Source organism: Streptomyces sp. NRRL F-2580, assembly GCF_000720115.1.
Taxonomy (GTDB): Bacteria; Actinomycetota; Actinomycetes; order Streptomycetales; family Streptomycetaceae; genus Streptomyces.
Map to the genome: position 1 here is coordinate 182,760 of NZ_JOIR01000002.1, position 17,814 is coordinate 200,573.

The window sequence follows — 17,814 nt, forward strand, 5'->3', positions numbered from 1 at the left end:
TTCCTACCTCCGTACGGCAGGGGTCCGGAGGTCCGGTTCTCCCTGGTGGGTTCATGGGTTCGTCGCCGCGCGCGGGGCGGGACCGGGGCCTTACCGCAGGACCAGGGCCGCGGCCTGTCCGTCGTCGTCGGTCGTCAGGACCAGGGCGGGGCCGCCCGCCCGCTCGCGCGGGACGTCCGAAGCCGCGAGGGCGGGCAGGCCGGGGTCCCGACCGGCCAGGCCCGCCGTGGGCGGGACGCGCCCGTCGGCCAGGGTCCGCGCGGTCAGCGCCACTTGCAGCAGGGTGCCGGCGCCCGCGCAGTCCCCGAGGGCGCCGAAGGGGCTGTAGACGGCGGCCCCGGAGCCGACGGCGCCGTGCACGGCGAAGGCCTCCGCGCGGTCGGTGTGCCGGGCGCCGGCGGCGGAGGAGCAGACCACGGACAGCTCCCCGGGCCGCACGCCGGCGTCGGCCAGCGCCGCCGCGATCGCGGGAGCGGCGGCGCTCCCGCCGTCCGCCCCGCCCCGCAGGACGCTCAGGCCCGCGATCTCCGCGTGCACCCGGGCACCCCGGGCCCGGGCCCGCGCGGTGTCCTCGACGACGAGCACCACGGCCGCCTCACCGGGCGGGGCGCCGGCGCGGTCCGCGGCGAACGGCCGGGGGGCCCGCGCCGGCCCGCCGGCGAGCCGCAGCGGATCCAGGACGTCCACGGCCGCCACGAGCACGGCCTCCGCCTGCCCCGTACGGATGTGGTCGGCGGCGACGGCCAGGGCGTGGGCCCCCGAGCAGCGCCCGGCGGTGACCGTGAGGATGCTGCCCTGCGCACCGGAGGCCATGGACAGGTCCGAGGCCGCGGCGTTCAGGCTGCCCTGCGGGCCGGCATACGGACTGACCAGCTCGGGGCCCAGGGTCAGGCCGTCGCGCATCACCGTCAGGTACCCCGACAGGCCGCCGGCGGCGGTGCCCAGCACGACGGCGGTCTCCTCCGGGCCGGGCGTCGTGGCCGGCTCGAACCCGGCGTCCCGCCAGGCGAGCATCCCGACCCGGGAGACCAGCAGGGACTCCCGGCTCAGCGCCCGCAGCCGCTTGCGGCCGAAGGCCGGCACGTCGGGCAGGTCGTCGGCGAGCGCACCGGAAAGGGCCCGCACCGGACCCGGGTACAGGCCGTCGGTGGCGGCCGTCTCCGTGAAACCGGTCCGGCCGGCCAGCAGCGCCTCCCAGGTCGCGTCGAGGCTGCCGCCGAGCGGACTGGCCAGGGCCATGCCGGTGACGGCGGCCGTGGGGCCGTGCGGGCTCATCGTGCGCTCCCCGCGGTGCTCGTGACGGTGCTGGTCGCCGTGCGCGTGGCCGTGCGCGTGGCGCTGTCCATGCGGGTGAAGACGGTGCACGCCGTGTTGCCGCCGAAGCCGAAGGCGTTGTTGACGGCCACGCGCACCGGGGTCTCGCGCGCCGCCCCGCGCACGACGTCCACGTCGCACTCCGGGTCGAGGTCGACCAGGTTGGCCGTCGGCGGGATCACTCCGTCGCGCAGCGCCAGTACGCACGCCACCGCCTCGATGGCGCTCGCCGCGCCCTGGGTGTGCCCGAGCGCCCCTTTCAGCGAGGTCACGGCGGGCGTCCGCGGGCCGAAGACCGCCCGCAGGGCCTGCGCCTCGATCCGGTCGTTGGAGGGGGTGCCGGTGCCGTGCGCGCTGACGTGGTCGACGCGGTCGGGGGAGATCCCGGCCCGCTCCAGCGCCCGCAGCATCGAACGGCGGGCGCCGCTGCCCTCGGGGTGCGGGGCCGTCATGTGGTGGGCGTCGGACGCCGAGGCCCAGCCCGCCAGTTCGGCGTGGATGTGCGCGCCGCGGCGGCGGGCGTGCTCGTACGACTCCAGGACCAGGGCGGCGGCCCCCTCGGAGACCACGAGCCCGGCGCGGGCCCGGTCGAAGGGCCGCAGGAAGTCGGGGGCGAGGGAACGCAGGCTGGCGAACATCATCATGATGCCGCTCGACAGCTCGTCGACCCCGCCGGCGATCATCACGTCGGCGCGGCCCGCCCGGATGGTGTCCGCGGCGTGGGCCAGCGCGCTGTTGCCCGAGGCGCAGGCCGTGGCGACCGCGAGGCCCGGTCCGAGGAAGCCGAGGTCGCGGGCGACCGCGGCCACGAGGTCCGGCGCCGGCCGTCCCGCGCCGTGCGGGGCCGCGGCGGGCTCCGCACCGCGGTGGAAGGCGGTGACGGCCGGTTCCAGCCCGGCCCGGCCGCCGAGGAGCGTGCCCAGGCAGACACCGGCCCGGTACGGGTCCCCGGTCCACCGGGGGATGCCGGCGTCGGCCGCCGCGGCCGACGCGGCGGCCGTGGCGAGCCGCAGGCTGCGGTCACCGGCGGCGCGCGGCGCGTCGAAGCCGGCGACCTCGCCGGCGAGCCTCGCCGGGAAGTCCGCCGCGTCGGCGCGGCGCAGCGGGCCCGTGCCGACCACTCCGCGGACCGCCGCGTCCCAGAACCCCTCCACGGTCGTGCCGATCGGCGTGAGCACGCCGAGCCCGGTCACGACGACCCGTACGGGCCCTGTCCGCGCCGCCGTCGTCGCTGCCGTCGTTGCCATCAACGCGCCCCCTCAGTTGCTGATGCCGCCATCGACCCGGATCACTTGCCCCGTGATGTAGGCGGCGCGCTCGGACGAGAGGAAGGCGACGGTGTCGGCCACTTCCCGCGCGGTGCCGATCCGGCCGAGCGGGATCTTGGCGAGGACGCCCGCGCGGGCCTTCGCCGTCATTCCCCCGGTCATGTCCGTGGCGATCAGGCCGGGCGCGACGACGTTGGCGCGGATGCCGAACCGGGCCACTTCCTTGGACAGCGACTTGGTGAAGCCGATGATCCCGGCCTTGGCGGCCGCGTAGTTGGCCTGCGTGGCGCTGCCGCGCACCCCGGCCACGGACGACAGGGTGACGATGCTGCCCCGGCCCTGCTTCATGAGGGCGAAGACCGCCGCGCGGCACACGTGGTAGGTGCCGGTGAGGTTGGTGTCGACGACGCTGTTCCAGGCGTCCGCGTCCATCGTGACCAGCGGGCCGTCGTGGACGATGCCCGCACTGGTGACGAGTGCGTCGATCTCCCCGAGCCGCTCCTGCGTCCGGTCCAGGAAGGCGCGTACGGCCTCCGCGTCCGTCACGTCCACCGGCGCGTCGAAGACCCGGCCCCCGTGCTCGGCGGCGAGGCGTTCGACCGCGTCGGCGTCCGCGGGCCGGGAGCGGTAGCAGTAGGCGACGTCGTAGCCGTCGGAGAGGAACCGCTCCACGACGGCCCGGCCGATCCCGCGCGATCCGCCGGTGACCACGGCGACCTTGCGGCCGTCCTGCGGCATCACGCGGTCCCGAGCTTTTCGGCCAGCAGCTCGTGCACGACCTTGAGGGAGCGCATCAGCTGGAGGTTCGACTCGTCCATCTTCACGCCGTACTTGCGCTCCAGGGTCACGAGGATCTCCAGCGCGAGCAGGGAGTCGACGTCCAGGTCCTCCCTGAAGTCGGCGGTGTCGGTGACCTCGGAGGCCTCGACGTCCAGGATGTCCGCGATGGTGGAGCGGAGTTCCTCGATGTCCACGGCGGTGCCGGTCTGCTCGGGCATGATCGTTCTCTCCTGGGGTGGAGTGGGGTGGGATGTGCGGGTGCGGGTGCGGGACGGTGGTCAGACGAGGCCTTCGCCGCCGTCGACGTCGATGACGTTCCCGGTGATCCACGACGAGTCGGTGGCCGAGAGCATGACGACGGCCTCGGCGACGTCCTCCGGAACGGTGAGCCGGCCGTGCGGGTTCGACTCGGTGGCGTACCGGGCCAGTCCGTCGCTGCCGGGGATGCGCAGCAGCGCCGGGGTGAGGGTCAGGCCGGCGCGCAGGGCGTTCACCGAGACGCCGGAGGGGGCCAGTTCGACGGCCAGCTGGCGCACGTGCGAGGCCAGGGCGGACTTGGCGGCCGACACCGCGCCGTAGCTGGGCATCACCCGGCCGTCGCCGCGGCTGGTGAGCGCGAACACCTTGGCGCCGCGCGGCAGCAGCCCGGCCACGTACAGGTCGCGCACCCAGTAGACGAGGCTGTGGCCCATGACGTCGACGGTCATGTCCATCTGCCGGGGGGTGATGACCTCCTCCTGGCCCTCCTGGGGGAGGAAGGGCAGCAGGCTGCCGAAGGCGAGGGAGTGCAGCAGGACCCGTACGCCCTCGGGCCCGGCCAGCCCGGCGAGCAGCGGCACCAGCTCGGCGCGGGTCTGCTTGCTCGCGGCGTTGCGGTTGTGGAAGGAAACCCGCACGCCCGTGGCGCGCAGCTCCTCTACCAGCTCGTCGACTTCCTCCTGCTGGGCCGCCGTGCCGAAGTGGACGCCGAAGACGTTCGCGCCCTCCTTGGCCATGGCCCGCGCGGTGGCCCGGCCCATGCCGCTGGAGGCGCCCAGGATCAGGCACCAGGAGCCCTTGAGGGAAGTCAGCATGTGCACCTCTCAGTTGGTGGGTTCGGGGGTGTGCGCCGCGGCGAGCGCCACGTTGCCCGCGCGGGAGGCGACGACGACCAGCCGGGTGCCGCCGCCCGCCGGGAGGGGGCGCTCGGCCAGCCGGACCACGGGGGCGAGCGACCCGGCCCGCGCCCCGGACCGCTGGACGGACACCGGGGCGCGGCCGGCGCACCAGGCGCGCAGCACGCGGGCGACCGTGTCCCCGACGGGCGAGGGGTCGGCCAGCAGCTCGACCTCGTACGGGGCCGGGCCGCTCGCGCAGAGGGCGTCCAGTGCCTCCCGCACGGAGTCCTCCGCCCGCCCGCGGCCGTCGGCCCCGGACAGCGCCGGCGGCGGGAGGAAGCGCAGTACGGTCCGCAGCACCGCGCCGCCGGCCGGTACGGGCCCGCCCGCCGGACGCAGCACGAGCAGCGCGGCGCCCGCTTCGGGCTCGGCGTCGCCGGGGCGGGGGTCGGGCGCCTCGGCGGCTCCGGCCAGCACCACGGCGCCGCGGCCCGCGGCCAGTTCGAGTGCGGCCAGGTGAAGGGCCTCGACCCCGGCCACCCGCGGTGAGGTCACCGTCAGGTTGAAGCCCTTGAGCACGTGCTCGGTCGACAGGCGGGCGGCGACGAGGTTGACCGAGAAGTACGGCACGCTCATCGGGCTCAGGGCCCCGGCCCCCTCGCGGCGGACCGTCTCCTCGATGCCGGCGTGCAGGGCCGCCACGGCGCTGTTGGTGCCGACGACGGCGCCGCGGAGCTCCGGGGCGTGCCGGCCGGCCTCCTGACCGGACGCCTCCAGGGCCGTACGGGCGGCCGCGAGCAGGTACTGGCAGGCGGGCGGCAGGTACTTGTGCCCCCGGCCCAGCCGGGCGCGGTGGTCGAACCACGCGGCGTCCGGGGGAGTGCCGTCCGGCGGCACGACCAGCGCCGCGCCGTGGACCACGGACTCGGCCACCACGGCTCGCGGCGCCGCCGTCCCGGCTTCCGTCCGCGTCACCGTGCCTCGCCCCCGAAGACCATGGAGAAGTTGCTGCCGCCGAACGCGTACGCGTTGACCAGTACGTTCGGGTGCTCCAGCGGGGTCGGCCCGTCCTGCGGCAGCCGGACCGGGCACTCGGGGTCCGGGCTGGCCAGCGGGATGTTGGCGGGGATCTCGCCGTGCCGGGCGATCAGCGCGGCGGTGACGGCGGCGAAGGCCGCCGCGGCGCCGGCGGTGTGCCCGATGAAGGCTTTCAGGCTGAACAGCGGTGTGGCCGGGGCGCGGTCGCCGAGCACCTCCCGCAGGACCCGGTACTCGATCACGTCGTTCTGCACGGTGCCGGTGCCGTGCGGGATGACGCACCCGATGTCGCCGGGTGCCCGTCCGGCCTCCTCGAGGGCCGCGCGCGCCGCCCGTACCGGCTGTTCGCCGCCGGGGTCCGGGGCGGTGGGGTGGTGGGCGTCGCAGCTCCACGCGGTCCCCAGCACCCTGCCGTACGCGGGGCGGCCGGCGGCGGCCCGCGCCGACTGGAGGACGAGCACGGCGGCCCCCTCGCCGAAGACGGTGCCCCGGCGTTCGGCGTCGAAGGGACGGCAGGTCTCGGGGTCGGCCGCGCCGAGTCGGCTGAAGCTCGCCGGCGGCACCCAGGCGATGCCTTCCGCGCCTCCCAGCAGCACGGTGTCCGCCTCGCCGCGGCGGATCAGGTCCACGGCGACGGACAGCGCGTACCCGCTCGCGGCGCAGGCGTTGCTCACGCTGATGTTCGGGCCGAAGGTGCCGAGTTCCGCGCCCACGGTGGCGGCGACGGAGAACACCGGCTCCCAGGCGCCGGCGGGCGCGCCGTCGCGGGTGCCTTCGCCGTCGCCCGCGCCCTTGGCCGTGCCCGCGCCCTTGGCCGTGCCCTTGCTCTCGCTCGTGTGGTCGCCCTCGCGCGCGCCGCCCTCGCCGCCGGCCGTGCCGATGACCACGGCCGCCCCGGCGATCTCGCGCGGCTCCAGGCCCGCGTCCGCGACCGCCTCGCGGACGGCGCTCAGCGCGAACCGCGTGGCACGGCCCGGCGCCGCGTGCGCGGCGTCCGTCGCCGGGGCGCCGTCGGGCACCTGGTAGGCGAGGACGTCCGGCACGCGCTCGGTCAGGCCGGGTACGGCGGTGGGGCGCCCGGCGGCGGCCTTCAGCCCCGTCCAGAACGCGTCCGCGGTGCCGCCGAGGCAGCTGACCGCGCCGATGCCGGTGACGAGGACAGCCGGGGTGGCAGAGAGGTCCAAGGGGTCAACCCGCCTTCGTGGGAGGCGCGGACGGCGCGGCGAGGTGGTCGGCGAGCAGCCGGTGGACCGCGTCGGCGAACGGCCGCGGCCGCTCGGTCATCGGGAAGTGGCCGCAGTCCCGCAGCAGTTCCAGCCGTCCCTGCGGCAGGGCGTCCGCCAGCAGGGCGGCGTCCCGCGGCGCGGCGAACCGGTCGTTCTCCCCGGCCACGACGAGCACCGGCAGGTCCAGCCCCCGTACGTCGACGAAGGGGCTGCGCAGATAGCTCTCCCAGAAACGCAGCCAGCCGTACGGACCCACGCGGTCGCGCACGAGGACGGCCATGTCCCGGAGCGTCTCGGGGGAGGGTTCGCGGACGGACGCGATGCGCAGTGCCTCCTCGAACACCTCCTGGAAGATGCCGAGGTAGTGGCCGGCGGTGTCCCAGTGGAAGTCGGCCGGGTCCCTGCGGTGGAAGGGCGATACGAGGACCAGGGCGCGGGGCCGCTCGGCCCGCGGGCTCCCGGCGAGGTACTCCAGGGCGAGGACGGCCGAGAAGGAGTGCGCGACGACGACGTCGGCCCCGCCCGGCACCCGGCCGAGCGCGGCACCGATCCACTCGGCGGGGTCTCCGCGGTGGCTCCACGCGGACGTGCCGGCCGTTCCCCAGGGCAGCTCCGCGTTCCACAACTCGACGGCGGGTGAGGTGAGTTCGGAGAAGGACCGCCAGGTGGTCCCGCTCGCCGCCAGCCCGTGCAGGGCGAGCACGCGCACCGGGCCGGCGCCGCGGGCGGGCCGCTCCAGCCGGACCGCAAGACGACTGCCGCTCATCCGCACCCCGTTCCTGGACCGCCTCGGCCGGTTCTTCGAACAATTGGCGCCGATCCGGAAATTGCGAGTTTCGATCGACGCGGCCGGTTTTCTCTTCCCACGCGAAGTGCGGAATTGTCCCGAGCCGACGGCGAGCGTACCCGGGCATGACTAAAACGAGACTAAACAGTTCTGTCCGCACGGCAGTTGCCTGAGGTCAAGAAGGAAATTAAGGCGGCCTTTAGGGGGCTTTTGGAGAGCGTGTTTAGGCTATTGCGGAAGCCGAATCAAGGAGAGAGCGATGCTCGACAAGGTCATGGACCGGCTGCACGATCCGGCGGTCTACGCCCTGCCCGCCATGGCGTTGCTGATCGTGATCGAGCTGCTGGCGATCAAGTTCGGCGACGACCACGACGAGCGCCCCGGCTACGACCTCCGGGACCACCGGGCGAGCATCCTCACGGGATTCGGCGCATTGTTCTCCTCCACCGTGCTCCGGACCGTGGCCCTCGCGCTGTACCTGCTGGTCTACGAGTACATAGCGCCGTGGCACCTGTCGTCCACGTCGTGGACCACGTGGGTGTTCCTCTTCTTCGGCGTGGAGTTCCTCCTCTACTGGTACCACCGCGCCGCGCACGGCATCCGGCTCATCTGGGCCGGCCACCAGGTCCACCACTCCAGCCAGTACTTCAACCTCTCGACCGCCCTGCGCCGCAAGTGGGCCCAGTGGTTCGAGAAGATGATCTGGCTTCCGCTGCCGCTGCTGGGCGTGCACCCCGCGCTGGTCTTCACCATGCACTCGGTGCACCTGGTCTACGGGCTCTTCGCGCACACCGAGAAGATCGGCAAGCTGCCGCGCTTCATCGAGTACGTCTTCGTGACGCCCTCGCACCACCGCGTCCACCACGGCAACGACCCGGAGTACCTGGACAAGAACTTCGGCAGCATCCTGATCTTCTGGGACCGCATGTTCGGCACGTTCCAGCCCGAGGTGCAGCGCCCCACGTACGGCCTCACCAAGCAGATCGAGACCTTCTCCATCTGGAAGATCCAGGTGCACGAGTTCGGCAACATGTTCCGTGACGTGCGCGGGGCGAGCACGCTGCGCCACAAGCTCGGCTACGTCTTCGGCCCGCCCGGCTGGAAGCCCGCCGAGGACGGCGCCGGCCGGCGCGACGCGGGCACCCGCGACGGAGCCGGCGAGACGTCGGGGCGGGCGGCCGCGGGCCGGCCGGGTGAACTCCTCACATGAGCAGGGCGAACGGACACACCGCGGCCGCCGAGGGGCAGGGCGCGGCGTCCCCGCCGCGCCGCGGGGTGCGGGGCCACCCCTGGCTGACGCTGCTGACCCTCTCCGTCGGGGCCATGATGGTCTCGCTCGACGGCACGATCGTCACCGTCGCCCAGCCGGCCATGCAGGACGACCTCGGAGCGAGCCTGACCGGCATCCAGTGGGTGACGAACGGCTACCTCCTCGCGGTCGCCGCCCTGCTGATCGCCGCGGGCCGGCTCGGGGACCGCTACGGCCACCGCACCGTCTTCCTCGTCGGAGCCGCGGGCTTCACGGCCACCTCCGTGGCCATCGGCGCCTCCGGGAGCCTGGGCTGGGTCATCGGCCTGCGCGTCCTGCAAGGGGTGTTCGGCGCGCTGATGCAGCCGGCCACCCTCGGCCTGCTGCGCACCGCCTTCCCCGCCGAACGCCTCAACATGCCGATCGCCGTGCGCAGCTCGGTGATCGCCGCGTCCACCGCGGCCGGACCCGTGGTGGGCGGCCTGCTGGTCGAACACGCCTCGTGGGGCTGGGTGTTCTTCCTCAACGTCCCGCTGGGCGTTGTGGCACTGGCCCTGGGCGTCCTCGTCCTGCGCGACACGCGCGGCGAGGCCGCGCCCGGCCGGCTGGACCTGCTGGGCATGACTGTACTGGGCGGTGCGCTGTGCCTGCTGGTCGGCGGCCTGGCCACGGTCGCCGACCAGGGCCGGCCCGATGCCCGGACCCTGGCCCTGCTGGCCGCGGCGCTGCTGCTCGGCGGCTTCTTCGCCTGGTGGCAGCGGCGCGCCGGCGATCCCCTGGTGCCGCCCCGCCTCTTCCGGTCGCGACGGTTCACGGTCGGCGTGCTGACGCTGCTCTCCATGGCCTTCGTCATGGTCGGCGCTCCGTTCGTCCTGATCTTCTACTTGCAGAACGTGCTCGGGCTGTCCCCGGCCGACTCGGGGGTCCGGGTGCTGGGCCTGACCCTGCTGATGATCGTGGGCGCACCGCCCGCGGCCATGTGGATCAGCCGGTCCGGGCCCCGGACCCCGGTGGTCCTCGGACTGTCCGTCACGGCCGTGGCCATGTGCGCCCTGTCCCGGCTCGACGCGCAGTCGGGGACCCTGGAGATGACGCTGTGCTTCTTCCTGCTCGGGCTGGGCTTCAGCCCGGTGATGGTCGGCGCCACCAAGCTCGTCATCAGCAGTGCGCCGGTGGAGCTGTCCGGCGTGGCCGGCGGCATGCAGCAGACGGCCATGCAGGTGGGCGGCAGCCTGGGCATCGCCGTCGTGGGCGCCGTCGTCGCGGCGCACAGCGCCTCGGCGCTGCCCGGCCGGCTGGCCGCGCAGTCCGTGGCGGTCGCGCCCGGCGCCATGGACGAGGTGGTCCGCAGGGCGGCCGTCGGCCTGGCACCGGATCCCGGGTCGGTGGACGCGGCCCAGGCCGTCCTGACCCGGATCGCCCAGTCGGTGTTCCTGGAGGGCATGCAGCAGGCCCTGCTGGCCACCGCGGCGGTGGCCGCGTTGGGTGCCTTCGCCGGCCTCTTCGCGGGGCGCGGGCGCGCGGACGGAGGGCACGGCACGTGATCGAGCGGATCCTGCCCGCCGGCGTGGCCAGTTCGGCGGAGTACGCCGACGTCACCGCCGCCGACTCGCTCTACCCGGAGGAGCTGGCCGCGGTGGCCGGGGCCTCCGAGGGCCGCCGGCGGGCCTTCGCCACCGGACGGCACTGCGCGCACCGTGCGCTGGACCGCCTCGGCGTGCCCGCCGGGCCGCTGCCCGTAGGCGGTTCGGGGGAGCCGCTGTGGCCGGCGGGGGTGGCCGGGGCCATCACCCACTGCGAGGGCTACCGGGCGGCGGCCGCCGCCCGGTCCTCGGAGCTGGCGGGCCTCGGCATCGACGCCGAACCGCACGTCCCGCTGCCCCCGGGGGTCCTGGAGGCGGTGGCGCTCCCGCACGAGCGCGGCCGGCTGCGGGCCCTGTCGCGGTACCGGCCGGGGCTGCACTGGGACAAGGTCCTCTTCAGCGCCAAGGAATCGGTCTACAAGGCGTGGTTCCCGCTCACCGGGCGCTGGCTCGACTTCACCCAGGCCGAACTCAGCTTCCGTCCCGCACCGGGCCCGGCCGCCACCGGCGGCGAGTTCCACGCCCGTCTGCTGGTCGAGGGCCCGGTCGTGGCCGGCCGCACCGTACGGCGTTTCACCGGGCGCTGGCTGGTGGCCGACGGGCTGGTGATCACGGCCGCCACCGTCTGACCGCCCCCCCACACGCACGCACGCGGACTACAGGAGAAGGCATGACCACCGGTACGACAGGGGCACGCGGGGAGCACAGGACCTCCGGAGCCCGGCAGCTCCGGGAACTGTTCGCCCGCCCGGGCACCGTACGCATCATCGGCGCGCACAACCCGCTCGGTGCGCGCCTCGCCGAGCGGGCCGGCTTCGACGGGGTCTGGTCCAGCGGCCTGGAGGTCTCCGCCTCCCAGGGCGTGCCCGACACCGACATCCTGACCATGAGCGAACTCCTCGCCACGGCCGCCTCGCTGGCGGCGGCGGTCGGGGTGCCCGTCGTGGCCGACTGCGACGCCGGCTACGGCAACGCCCACAACGTCATGAACATGATCCGCCGGTACGAGGCGGCCGGCCTCGCCGGCGTCTCCATCGAGGACAAGCGCTTCCCGAAGGTCAACAGCTTCATCCCGGGCCGTCAGGAACTGGCCCCCATCGCCGAGTTCTGCGGGAAGCTGCGCGCCGCCAAGGCCGCCCAGACCACGCCGGACCTCATGGTCATCGCCCGGATCGAGGCCCTCATCGCGGGCTGGGGCATGGACGAGGCCCTGCGCCGCGGCGAGGCGTACGCCGCGGCCGGTGCCGACGCGGTGCTGATCCACGCCAAGGGCAGCTCGCCGGAGCCGGTGCTGCGCTTCCTGGAGCGCTGGACCCTGCCGACCCCCGTCGTCGTGGTCCCCACCACCTACCACACCATCACGGCCACCGAACTGTCCGAGGCGGGCGCCAAGATGGTCATCTACGCCAATCACGGCCTGCGCGCGGGCATCGCCGCCGTCACCGAGACCTTCGCCTCGATCCTGCGCGACGACCGCACGACCGGCATCGAGGACCGGATCGCCCCGCTGGCCACCGTGTTCGACCTCCAGGGCATGTCGCTCCAGAAGCAGCACGAGGCCGCGTACATCACCCCGTACGCGAGCCGGGCGCGCGCCGTCATCGTCCCCGGCCCGCCCACCGCACCCGGCGCCGGCCTGCTGGCCGAGCAGAGCACCGCGCTGCGCCGGGCCGACATCGAGTCGGTGTCGGCCACGGCGGGCGCCCACGGCCACGCCCAGGAGGCCCCGCAGGACGTCGTGCTCCTGCCCGCGCGGGCGGACGCCGCCGGCGCCGTGCTGGCACTGGACGACGCCTACCTCGCGGGCACCGTGCTGGTCTCCGACGACGTGTTCGTGGAGGGCGAGCCGCTGCGCCGGCTCGTCGCCGCCGGCGGCGACCTCGCCGTCCTCGTCGACGTGTCCGCCGGGTCCGGCGCCGCGCGACGCACCGACGCCCTGCCGCTGGCCCTCGACTCCGCGGCCCGCGACGGCCGGCGCATCGGCGGCGCCGCGGGCAGCGCGGTCCTCGCCGCCACCGGACCCGTCGCGGACGGGGAGTTCGCCGGCGCCGCGGCCTTCTCCGCCGAGGGCTTCACCGCGCTGCGCCAGGTCGCCGAGAAGCGCCGCGCCAACGGCTCCGAGGCCACCCTGGCCGACCTGCTCACCGACCTGCTCGCCGCCGGGCACCGCGTCCGGGCCGTGGAGATCGCCTCCGGCTGGCTGGAACTGCGCACCCCGCAGGACGTCAGCCGCGCCACCGAGCTGTTCGCCACCCGGGAGAGCGGCCGGTGAGCGCGCCGACCACGCGGCCCACGACGGCGACCCAGGGCGTCCTGGAACCGCGCACCCTGGTCGAACTGTTCCGGCGGCACGGGCACGGCCCCTTCACCGGCGTGCCCTGCTCCTTCCTCGGCCCCGTCATCTCCTGCCTGGAGGCCGAACACCCGGGGGAGTACGTCATCGCGGCCAACGAGGGCGAAGCCGTCGCCCTGGCCGCCGGCGCCGTGCTCGCCGGGCGCCGGCCGGTGGTCATCCTCCAGAACTCCGGGCTGGGCAACGCCGTCAACCCGCTGACCTCCCTCTGCCACACCCTGCGCCTGCCGGTCCTGCTCCTCGTCACCTGGCGCGGCCGCCCCGGCCACCCCGACGAGCCGCAGCACGAGCTGATGGGCCGCATCACCCCCGACCTGCTGACGTCCATGGGCGTGCGCAACGAAGTGCTGCCGGACGACCCCGCGCTCCTCGCGCGGCGGCTGGAGGCGGCCGCCGCCCACATGGCCGCCACCGGACTGCCGTTCGCCTTCATCGTGCCCAAGGGCGCCATCGCCCCGTACGAGGCCCCCGGCCGGGCCGCGGCCACGGCCGAAGCCCCGGCCGGCCCGCGGCTGATGAAGCGGGCCGAGGCGATCGGCCACATCGTCTCCGCCATGGATCCGCGCACCCTGCTCGTCGCCACCACCGGCAAGACCGCGCGGGAACTGGAACGGGACAGGGACCGCCCCGAGAACCTGTACGTCGTCGGCTCCATGGGCTGCGCCTCCAGCGTGGCCCTCGGCGTGGCGATGCACGCCCCGGACCGGCGCGTCGCCGTCCTCGACGGCGACGGCGCCGCACTCATGCGGCTGGAGGCGATGGCGACCATCGGCCGGCAGAGGGACACGGACCTGTGCCACCTCCTGCTGGACAACGAGTCCTACGAGTCCACCGGCGGCCAGCCCACCGCCTCCGCCGGCGTCGACTTCGCGGCGATCGCCACGGCCTGCGGCTACCGGGCCGCCCACGACGTCGCCGACGCGGACGCCCTGCGCGCCGCGGTACCGCGCGCGCAGCGGGACGGGGGAGCCCAGCTGATCCGCGTCCGCATCGCCCCCGGCTCGGACCCGAACCTCGGCCGCCCGGCCCTCGCCCCGCCCGCCTCGGCAGCCCGATTCAAGGAGGCGATCGCCCGATGAACGACAGCACACCGGCCCGCCCGGAGCGGCTGGTCCTCATGAACCCCGGTCCCGTCAACACGGACGACCGGGTGCGCGCGGCGCTCGCCGGACCCGACATGTGCCACCGCGAGCCGGAGTTCTCCGACCTGCTCACCCGGGTACGGCACAAGACCACCCTGGCCGCCGGCGGAGACGAGCGGCACACCTCCGTCGTCCTCACCGGCTCGGGCACCGCCGCCGTCGAGGCCGCCGTCAGCTCCGCCGTGCCCCACGACGGCGCCCTGCTCGTCATCGACAACGGGCACTACGGCGAGCGGTTCCGGCACATCGCCGACGCCCACGGCATCCGCAGCCACCGGCTCGAACTGGGCTGGGCCACGCCCGTGGACCTCGCGGCCGTGGACCGGGCCCTGGCCGCCGACCCCGGCCTGACCCACGTCGGCGTGGTCCACCACGAGACCAGCAGCGGCATGCTCAACGACGTGGCCGCAGTGACCCGGATCGCGCACGCGCACGGCCGCGAGGTCGTCGTCGACGCCGTCAGCAGCATCGGCGCCGAACGCGTCTCGCTGGCCGCCGACGGCATCGACTGGCTGGCGGGCTCCGCCAACAAGTGCCTGGAGGGCGCCCCCGGCCTCGGCTTCGTCAGCGCGGCCAAGACCGCCTTCGAAGGGCTGGCCGACGCCCCGCGCCGCAGCTACTACCTCGACCTGCACCGCCACCACACCGCCCAGGAGAAGGCCCAGGCCCCGGCGTTCACCCCCGGCATCCCCGCCTTCCACGCCTTCGACACCGCCCTCGACCTGGCCCTCGCCGAGGGCTGGGAGGCCCGCCACGCGCGCTACTCGGCCCTCGCCGGGCGGCTGCGCGCCGGCCTGGAGGCACTCGGCCTGGAGCTCCTGCTCCCGCCCCGACAGCGGGCCGCCTCCCTCACGGCCGTCCGCATCCCGGCCGGCACCGGCTACGCCACCCTGCACCGGGGCCTGCGCGCCGAGGGGTTCGTCATCTACAGCGCCCAGGAACAGCTGGCGGCGGACTTCTTCCGGCTCTCGACCATGGGCCGGATGACCGGGCAGGACATCGACCGCTTCCTCGCGGCGCTCGCCCGCATCCTCCCGGCCCGGGGCTGACCCGCCACCCTCCCGGCCCGGGGCTGACCCGCCACCCTCCCGGACCGGCACCGAAGAACCGTTCCGACCACCGAATGAGGCGCCCGTGACCACCCCCCGAGCTGACGCGTCCGGCCGCCCCGCGGCGACGGCGGAGCCCTACCGGCTCGCCGTGGTGGGGGGCGGCCCCAGGGCCACGTACGCCCTGGAGAGGCTCTCGGCGACGATCGACCGGCTCGGACAGGGGCGCCGCCTGGAGGTCCACCTCTTCGAACGCACCGGCGCGTTCGGCGCGGGCCGGGCGCACAGCCCCGACCAGGCACGCACCAGCTACCTCAACCGGATCGGCGCCCAGGTGGGCTTCGCCGCCGACGAGACGGTGACCGGCGCCGGCCCGCTGCGCCCCGCCGCCGAGCGGCCCACCCTGCACGAGTGGTGCCGGCGCCGCTTCGAGGAGACCGGCGACCCGGACCTCGACCTCGGCCCGGAGGACTGGCCCAAGCGCTACGTGCACGGGCTCGCCCTGAGCGACATGTTCCGCGCCTTCGCCGCGGACCTGCGCCGCCACCCGGGCGCCGCACTGCACCTGCACCACGCGGAGGTCGTGGACCTCGCCCCCCTCGCGGACCACCGGCTGGAGGTCGTCACCGCCGACGGCGAACGCCGCCCCGCGGACGAGGTGCTGCTGCTGACGGGCCACTCGTACCACGATCCGCGGCGCACCGCCGACGGCCGCCGCACGGCCCGCCCCGCCGGCGGGACCTGCCACGTCCCGCACCCGTACCCGCTGGACGACCGGCTCGACGCCGCCGGCTGCGGACCGGAGTCGGTCGTCGGCTGCGCCGGCATGGGGCTCACCGCGATCGACACGATCCTGCACCTGACCGAGGGCCGCGGCGGCACCTTCCACGAGGACGCCTCCGGCCTGGTCTACCGCCCGAGCGGCCGGGAGCCGGCGGCCGTCGTGGCCTTCAGCGGCTCCGGACTCTTCACCTTCGCCCGGCCCGACAACCACAAGCCCAGCGACGGCTCCGGGGACCACCCCGGCACCTTCCTGACGCGCGAGGCGGTCGACCAGCTGCGCGCCCACGCCGGCCGGCCCCCGGCCGGCGGCGGGCCCGGGCGGGCGCAGCTGGACTTCGAGCGGGACCTGCTGCCCCTGGTCGTCCTGGAGATGGCCCACCTGCACTACGTCACCCTCTTCGGCCCCGCCGCGGCGCTGCTGCTGACCCAGCGCGCCCTGCCGGGCTACCTGGCCTTCGTGACGGGCGCGCCCGCCGACGGCCCCGGCCACCTCCTCGCCCCGCTGGAGCGCGCGGTGGACGGGATCGCCGACGTCCTGGAGTCCGTCCTGCGCGGCAAGTCCACGCTGTCCGCGGCCCAGGGCACGGTCTCCTGGCAGGTGCGGGACGTCCTGCTGCACTGGACCCGGACCGTGTACGGCGCCTCGGCCGAGGCCGAGGTGCGCCGCCACGTCGACCGCTGCCTGCCGCCCGGCCCGGTGACCGACGCCCTCTCCTCCGCGTGGGGGCTGGAGACCTATCTGCACGGCAACCGCTTCGACTGGCACCGCGCCGTCTCCCCGGTGCCGCCCGCCGGCTCCCCCGGGGAGTTCCGCGCGTCGGTCCGCGCGTTCATGGCGCGCGACCAGTTGTGGGCCCGGCAGGGCAACGTGCGCAACCCCCACAAGGCGGCCGCCGACGGCGTCTGGCGCGACCTGCGCCAGGTCCTCTCGTACGCGGTGGACCACGGGGGCCTGACCGCGGCCTCCCAGCGGCACTTCCTCCAGCGGTACGTGCGCCACCACAACCGGCTGGCGAACGGCGCGGCCCCCGAGATCATGGCCAGGCTGGCCGCCCTGATCGACTGCGGGCTGCTGGACGTGGGCGCCGGACCGGACGCCCGGGTCCGCCTCGACGAGAGCACGGGCAAGGCCGTGGTGGAGGGCCCGCACACGGGCCTCTCGCGCCCCGTCGACGTCCTGGTCGAGGCCCGGATGCACGGCTTCGACCCGCGGCTCGACGTGCTGCCGCTCTACCGGAACCTGCTGGACCGGGGCCTGGTGCGGCTGTGGCGCAACGAGTCCGCGGACGGCGAGGTCTTCCAGCCGGGCGGGCTCGACCTGACCCCGGAGTTCCACCCCGTCGCCTCCGACGGCACGCCGGACCCGCGGATCACCGTCCTGGGCGTGCCCTCCGAGGGTGCCCGGTCCTTCCTGCTGTCCGCGCTGCGCCCGAACGCCGACCACTACGTCATGCGGGACACGCTGGTGTGGCTGGACCGCTTCTGGCCGAGGGCCACGGCCCGCTGACCCGGGCCGCCGACCCCTCCCCGGCGGCCAGCGGAAACACCGATGGGCCCCCGCGTGACGCGGGGGCCCTCGGCATGCCGGCGCTGCGGGCCGGAGCATGCTGCGGGTCTAGAACATGTCCTTGTCGACGCCGACGGCGATCAGGCCCGCCACCACCAGCACACCGATGGCGACGAGCCCGGCGCGGCGCCAGGCCGGCACCGCGCACACGCCGACGAGCGCCGGGCCCAGCGCCAGGGCGATCAGGTTCGGGGCGTTGGTGTCGGGGGCGTCGTGCGGCGCGAAGGGACCGATGACGGCCAGCGCGCAGGTCTGCAGGGCCAGCGACGCCGCTGCCGCCGCCTTCCGCGGCCGCACCCCCACCAGGGGCAGGGCGACGGCGAAGACGACCGCGGCCAGGACCACCCACGAGAGGATGCCGGTCAGCGGGTAGTACGTGAGACAGACCGACGTGCTGTCCGCGCAGCTGCGCTTGTCCTCGGCGTCGGCCCACTGCCACAGGGCCAGTGCCAGCCACCCGGTGAGGCCGCCGGTGAGGGCGGCGCCGGCAACGCCGTAAGCCTTGTTCATGGAGCGAAGCCTTTCAGAGGAACGGGCAGGGGCCCTGAGTACGGATACTCAGGGCCCCACCGTGGGAG

Annotated in this window: 16 protein-coding genes; 7 read left to right on the forward strand and 9 right to left on the reverse strand. The window is 75.2% G+C overall.

Annotated features, from left to right (window positions below; all coding sequences use genetic code 11):
* Positions 1–90: 90 nt before the first annotated feature.
* Genes IF88_RS0102520 through IF88_RS0102555 form a run of 8 tightly spaced genes read right to left on the reverse strand, consistent with a single transcriptional unit; the run spans position 91 to position 7,489 of the window.
* Positions 91–1,275 carry a beta-ketoacyl synthase N-terminal-like domain-containing protein gene (locus tag IF88_RS0102520; RefSeq protein ID WP_030706880.1) on the reverse strand — a complete coding sequence of 395 codons (1,185 nt, stop codon included), beginning with the start codon at positions 1,273–1,275 and terminating at the stop codon, positions 91–93.
* Positions 1,272–2,561, reverse strand: coding sequence for a beta-ketoacyl-[acyl-carrier-protein] synthase family protein (locus tag IF88_RS0102525; RefSeq protein ID WP_078892661.1), 1,290 nt, complete (start codon positions 2,559–2,561; stop codon positions 1,272–1,274). The genes IF88_RS0102520 and IF88_RS0102525 overlap by 4 nt, the downstream gene beginning before the upstream one ends.
* 12 nt (positions 2,562–2,573) lie before the next feature.
* On the reverse strand, positions 2,574–3,320 hold the full coding sequence (locus IF88_RS0102530; protein ID WP_030706882.1) for an SDR family oxidoreductase: 747 nt from the start codon (positions 3,318–3,320) through the stop codon (positions 2,574–2,576).
* Positions 3,320–3,580, reverse strand: coding sequence for an acyl carrier protein (locus IF88_RS0102535; RefSeq protein ID WP_030706883.1), 261 nt, complete (start codon positions 3,578–3,580; stop codon positions 3,320–3,322). Before IF88_RS0102535 ends, IF88_RS0102530 begins: the two co-directional genes overlap by 1 nt.
* Before the next feature lie 60 nt (positions 3,581–3,640).
* On the reverse strand, positions 3,641–4,435 hold the full coding sequence (locus IF88_RS0102540) for an SDR family oxidoreductase (protein ID WP_030706885.1): 795 nt from the start codon (positions 4,433–4,435) through the stop codon (positions 3,641–3,643).
* Positions 4,436–4,444: 9 nt separating this feature from the next.
* The gene (locus IF88_RS0102545; protein WP_078892663.1) at positions 4,445–5,434 is read right to left on the reverse strand and encodes a beta-ketoacyl synthase N-terminal-like domain-containing protein; all 990 of its coding nucleotides are present in this window, start codon (positions 5,432–5,434) and stop codon (positions 4,445–4,447) included.
* Positions 5,431–6,681 (reverse strand): beta-ketoacyl-[acyl-carrier-protein] synthase family protein, encoded by a 1,251-nt coding sequence (locus IF88_RS0102550; protein ID WP_030706888.1) that lies wholly within the window; start codon positions 6,679–6,681, stop codon positions 5,431–5,433. Before IF88_RS0102550 ends, IF88_RS0102545 begins: the two co-directional genes overlap by 4 nt.
* Before the next feature lie 4 nt (positions 6,682–6,685).
* A complete protein-coding gene (locus IF88_RS0102555; protein WP_051836329.1) occupies positions 6,686–7,489 on the reverse strand; it encodes an alpha/beta fold hydrolase in 804 nt (267 codons plus the stop codon).
* Positions 7,490–7,769: 280 nt separating this feature from the next.
* Here IF88_RS0102555 and IF88_RS0102560 point away from each other — a divergent pair, with 280 nt between their 5' ends.
* The 7 genes from IF88_RS0102560 (at position 7,770) to IF88_RS0102590 (ending at position 17,176) form a co-directional block, all read left to right on the forward strand.
* Complete coding sequence (locus IF88_RS0102560; protein WP_037805437.1) at positions 7,770–8,720, forward strand: sterol desaturase family protein; 951 nt, start codon at positions 7,770–7,772, stop codon at positions 8,718–8,720.
* Complete coding sequence (locus tag IF88_RS0102565) at positions 8,717–10,303, forward strand: MFS transporter (protein ID WP_030706891.1); 1,587 nt, start codon at positions 8,717–8,719, stop codon at positions 10,301–10,303. The genes IF88_RS0102560 and IF88_RS0102565 overlap by 4 nt, the downstream gene beginning before the upstream one ends.
* Entirely contained in the window at positions 10,300–10,971 is a 672-nt protein-coding gene (locus IF88_RS0102570) for a 4'-phosphopantetheinyl transferase family protein (protein ID WP_030706892.1), read from the forward strand. The genes IF88_RS0102565 and IF88_RS0102570 overlap by 4 nt, the downstream gene beginning before the upstream one ends.
* A gap of 41 nt (positions 10,972–11,012) precedes the next feature.
* Positions 11,013–12,614, forward strand: a complete 1,602-nt coding sequence (locus tag IF88_RS47130; RefSeq protein ID WP_063754717.1) for an isocitrate lyase/phosphoenolpyruvate mutase family protein — start codon at positions 11,013–11,015, stop codon at positions 12,612–12,614.
* Positions 12,611–13,774, forward strand: a complete 1,164-nt coding sequence (gene aepY, locus IF88_RS0102580; RefSeq protein WP_234323420.1) for a phosphonopyruvate decarboxylase — start codon at positions 12,611–12,613, stop codon at positions 13,772–13,774. The genes IF88_RS47130 and aepY overlap by 4 nt, the downstream gene beginning before the upstream one ends.
* The gene (locus IF88_RS0102585; RefSeq protein ID WP_051836330.1) at positions 13,771–14,886 is read left to right on the forward strand and encodes a 2-aminoethylphosphonate aminotransferase; all 1,116 of its coding nucleotides are present in this window, start codon (positions 13,771–13,773) and stop codon (positions 14,884–14,886) included. The genes aepY and IF88_RS0102585 overlap by 4 nt, the downstream gene beginning before the upstream one ends.
* An 85-nt stretch (positions 14,887–14,971) precedes the next feature.
* Positions 14,972–17,176: an FAD/NAD(P)-binding protein gene (locus IF88_RS0102590; RefSeq protein WP_030706896.1), complete on the forward strand. Its 2,205-nt coding sequence runs from the start codon at positions 14,972–14,974 to the stop codon at positions 17,174–17,176.
* Positions 17,177–17,284: 108 nt separating this feature from the next.
* Here the strand turns inward: IF88_RS0102590 and IF88_RS0102595 are convergent, their stop codons facing one another.
* Entirely contained in the window at positions 17,285–17,746 is a 462-nt protein-coding gene (locus tag IF88_RS0102595) for a hypothetical protein (RefSeq protein ID WP_030706897.1), read from the reverse strand.
* Positions 17,747–17,814 lie beyond the last annotated feature (68 nt).

What these genes read in the sequence shown, in the direction of transcription:
- IF88_RS0102520 (WP_030706880.1), bottom strand. Translation starts at nt 1,275, where the DNA reads ATGAGCCCGCACGGCCCCACGGCCGCCGTCACCGGCATGGCCCTGGCC.
- IF88_RS0102525 (WP_078892661.1), bottom strand. Translation starts at nt 2,561, where the DNA reads ATGGCAACGACGGCAGCGACGACGGCGGCGCGGACAGGGCCCGTACGG.
- IF88_RS0102530 (WP_030706882.1), bottom strand. Translation starts at nt 3,320, where the DNA reads ATGCCGCAGGACGGCCGCAAGGTCGCCGTGGTCACCGGCGGATCGCGC.
- IF88_RS0102535 (WP_030706883.1), bottom strand. Translation starts at nt 3,580, where the DNA reads ATGCCCGAGCAGACCGGCACCGCCGTGGACATCGAGGAACTCCGCTCC.
- IF88_RS0102540 (WP_030706885.1), bottom strand. Translation starts at nt 4,435, where the DNA reads ATGCTGACTTCCCTCAAGGGCTCCTGGTGCCTGATCCTGGGCGCCTCC.
- IF88_RS0102555 (WP_051836329.1), bottom strand. Translation starts at nt 7,489, where the DNA reads ATGAGCGGCAGTCGTCTTGCGGTCCGGCTGGAGCGGCCCGCCCGCGGC.
- IF88_RS0102560 (WP_037805437.1), top strand. Translation starts at nt 7,770, where the DNA reads ATGCTCGACAAGGTCATGGACCGGCTGCACGATCCGGCGGTCTACGCC.
- IF88_RS0102565 (WP_030706891.1), top strand. Translation starts at nt 8,717, where the DNA reads ATGAGCAGGGCGAACGGACACACCGCGGCCGCCGAGGGGCAGGGCGCG.
- IF88_RS47130 (WP_063754717.1), top strand. Translation starts at nt 11,013, where the DNA reads ATGACCACCGGTACGACAGGGGCACGCGGGGAGCACAGGACCTCCGGA.
- IF88_RS0102585 (WP_051836330.1), top strand. Translation starts at nt 13,771, where the DNA reads ATGAACGACAGCACACCGGCCCGCCCGGAGCGGCTGGTCCTCATGAAC.
- IF88_RS0102595 (WP_030706897.1), bottom strand. Translation starts at nt 17,746, where the DNA reads ATGAACAAGGCTTACGGCGTTGCCGGCGCCGCCCTCACCGGCGGCCTC.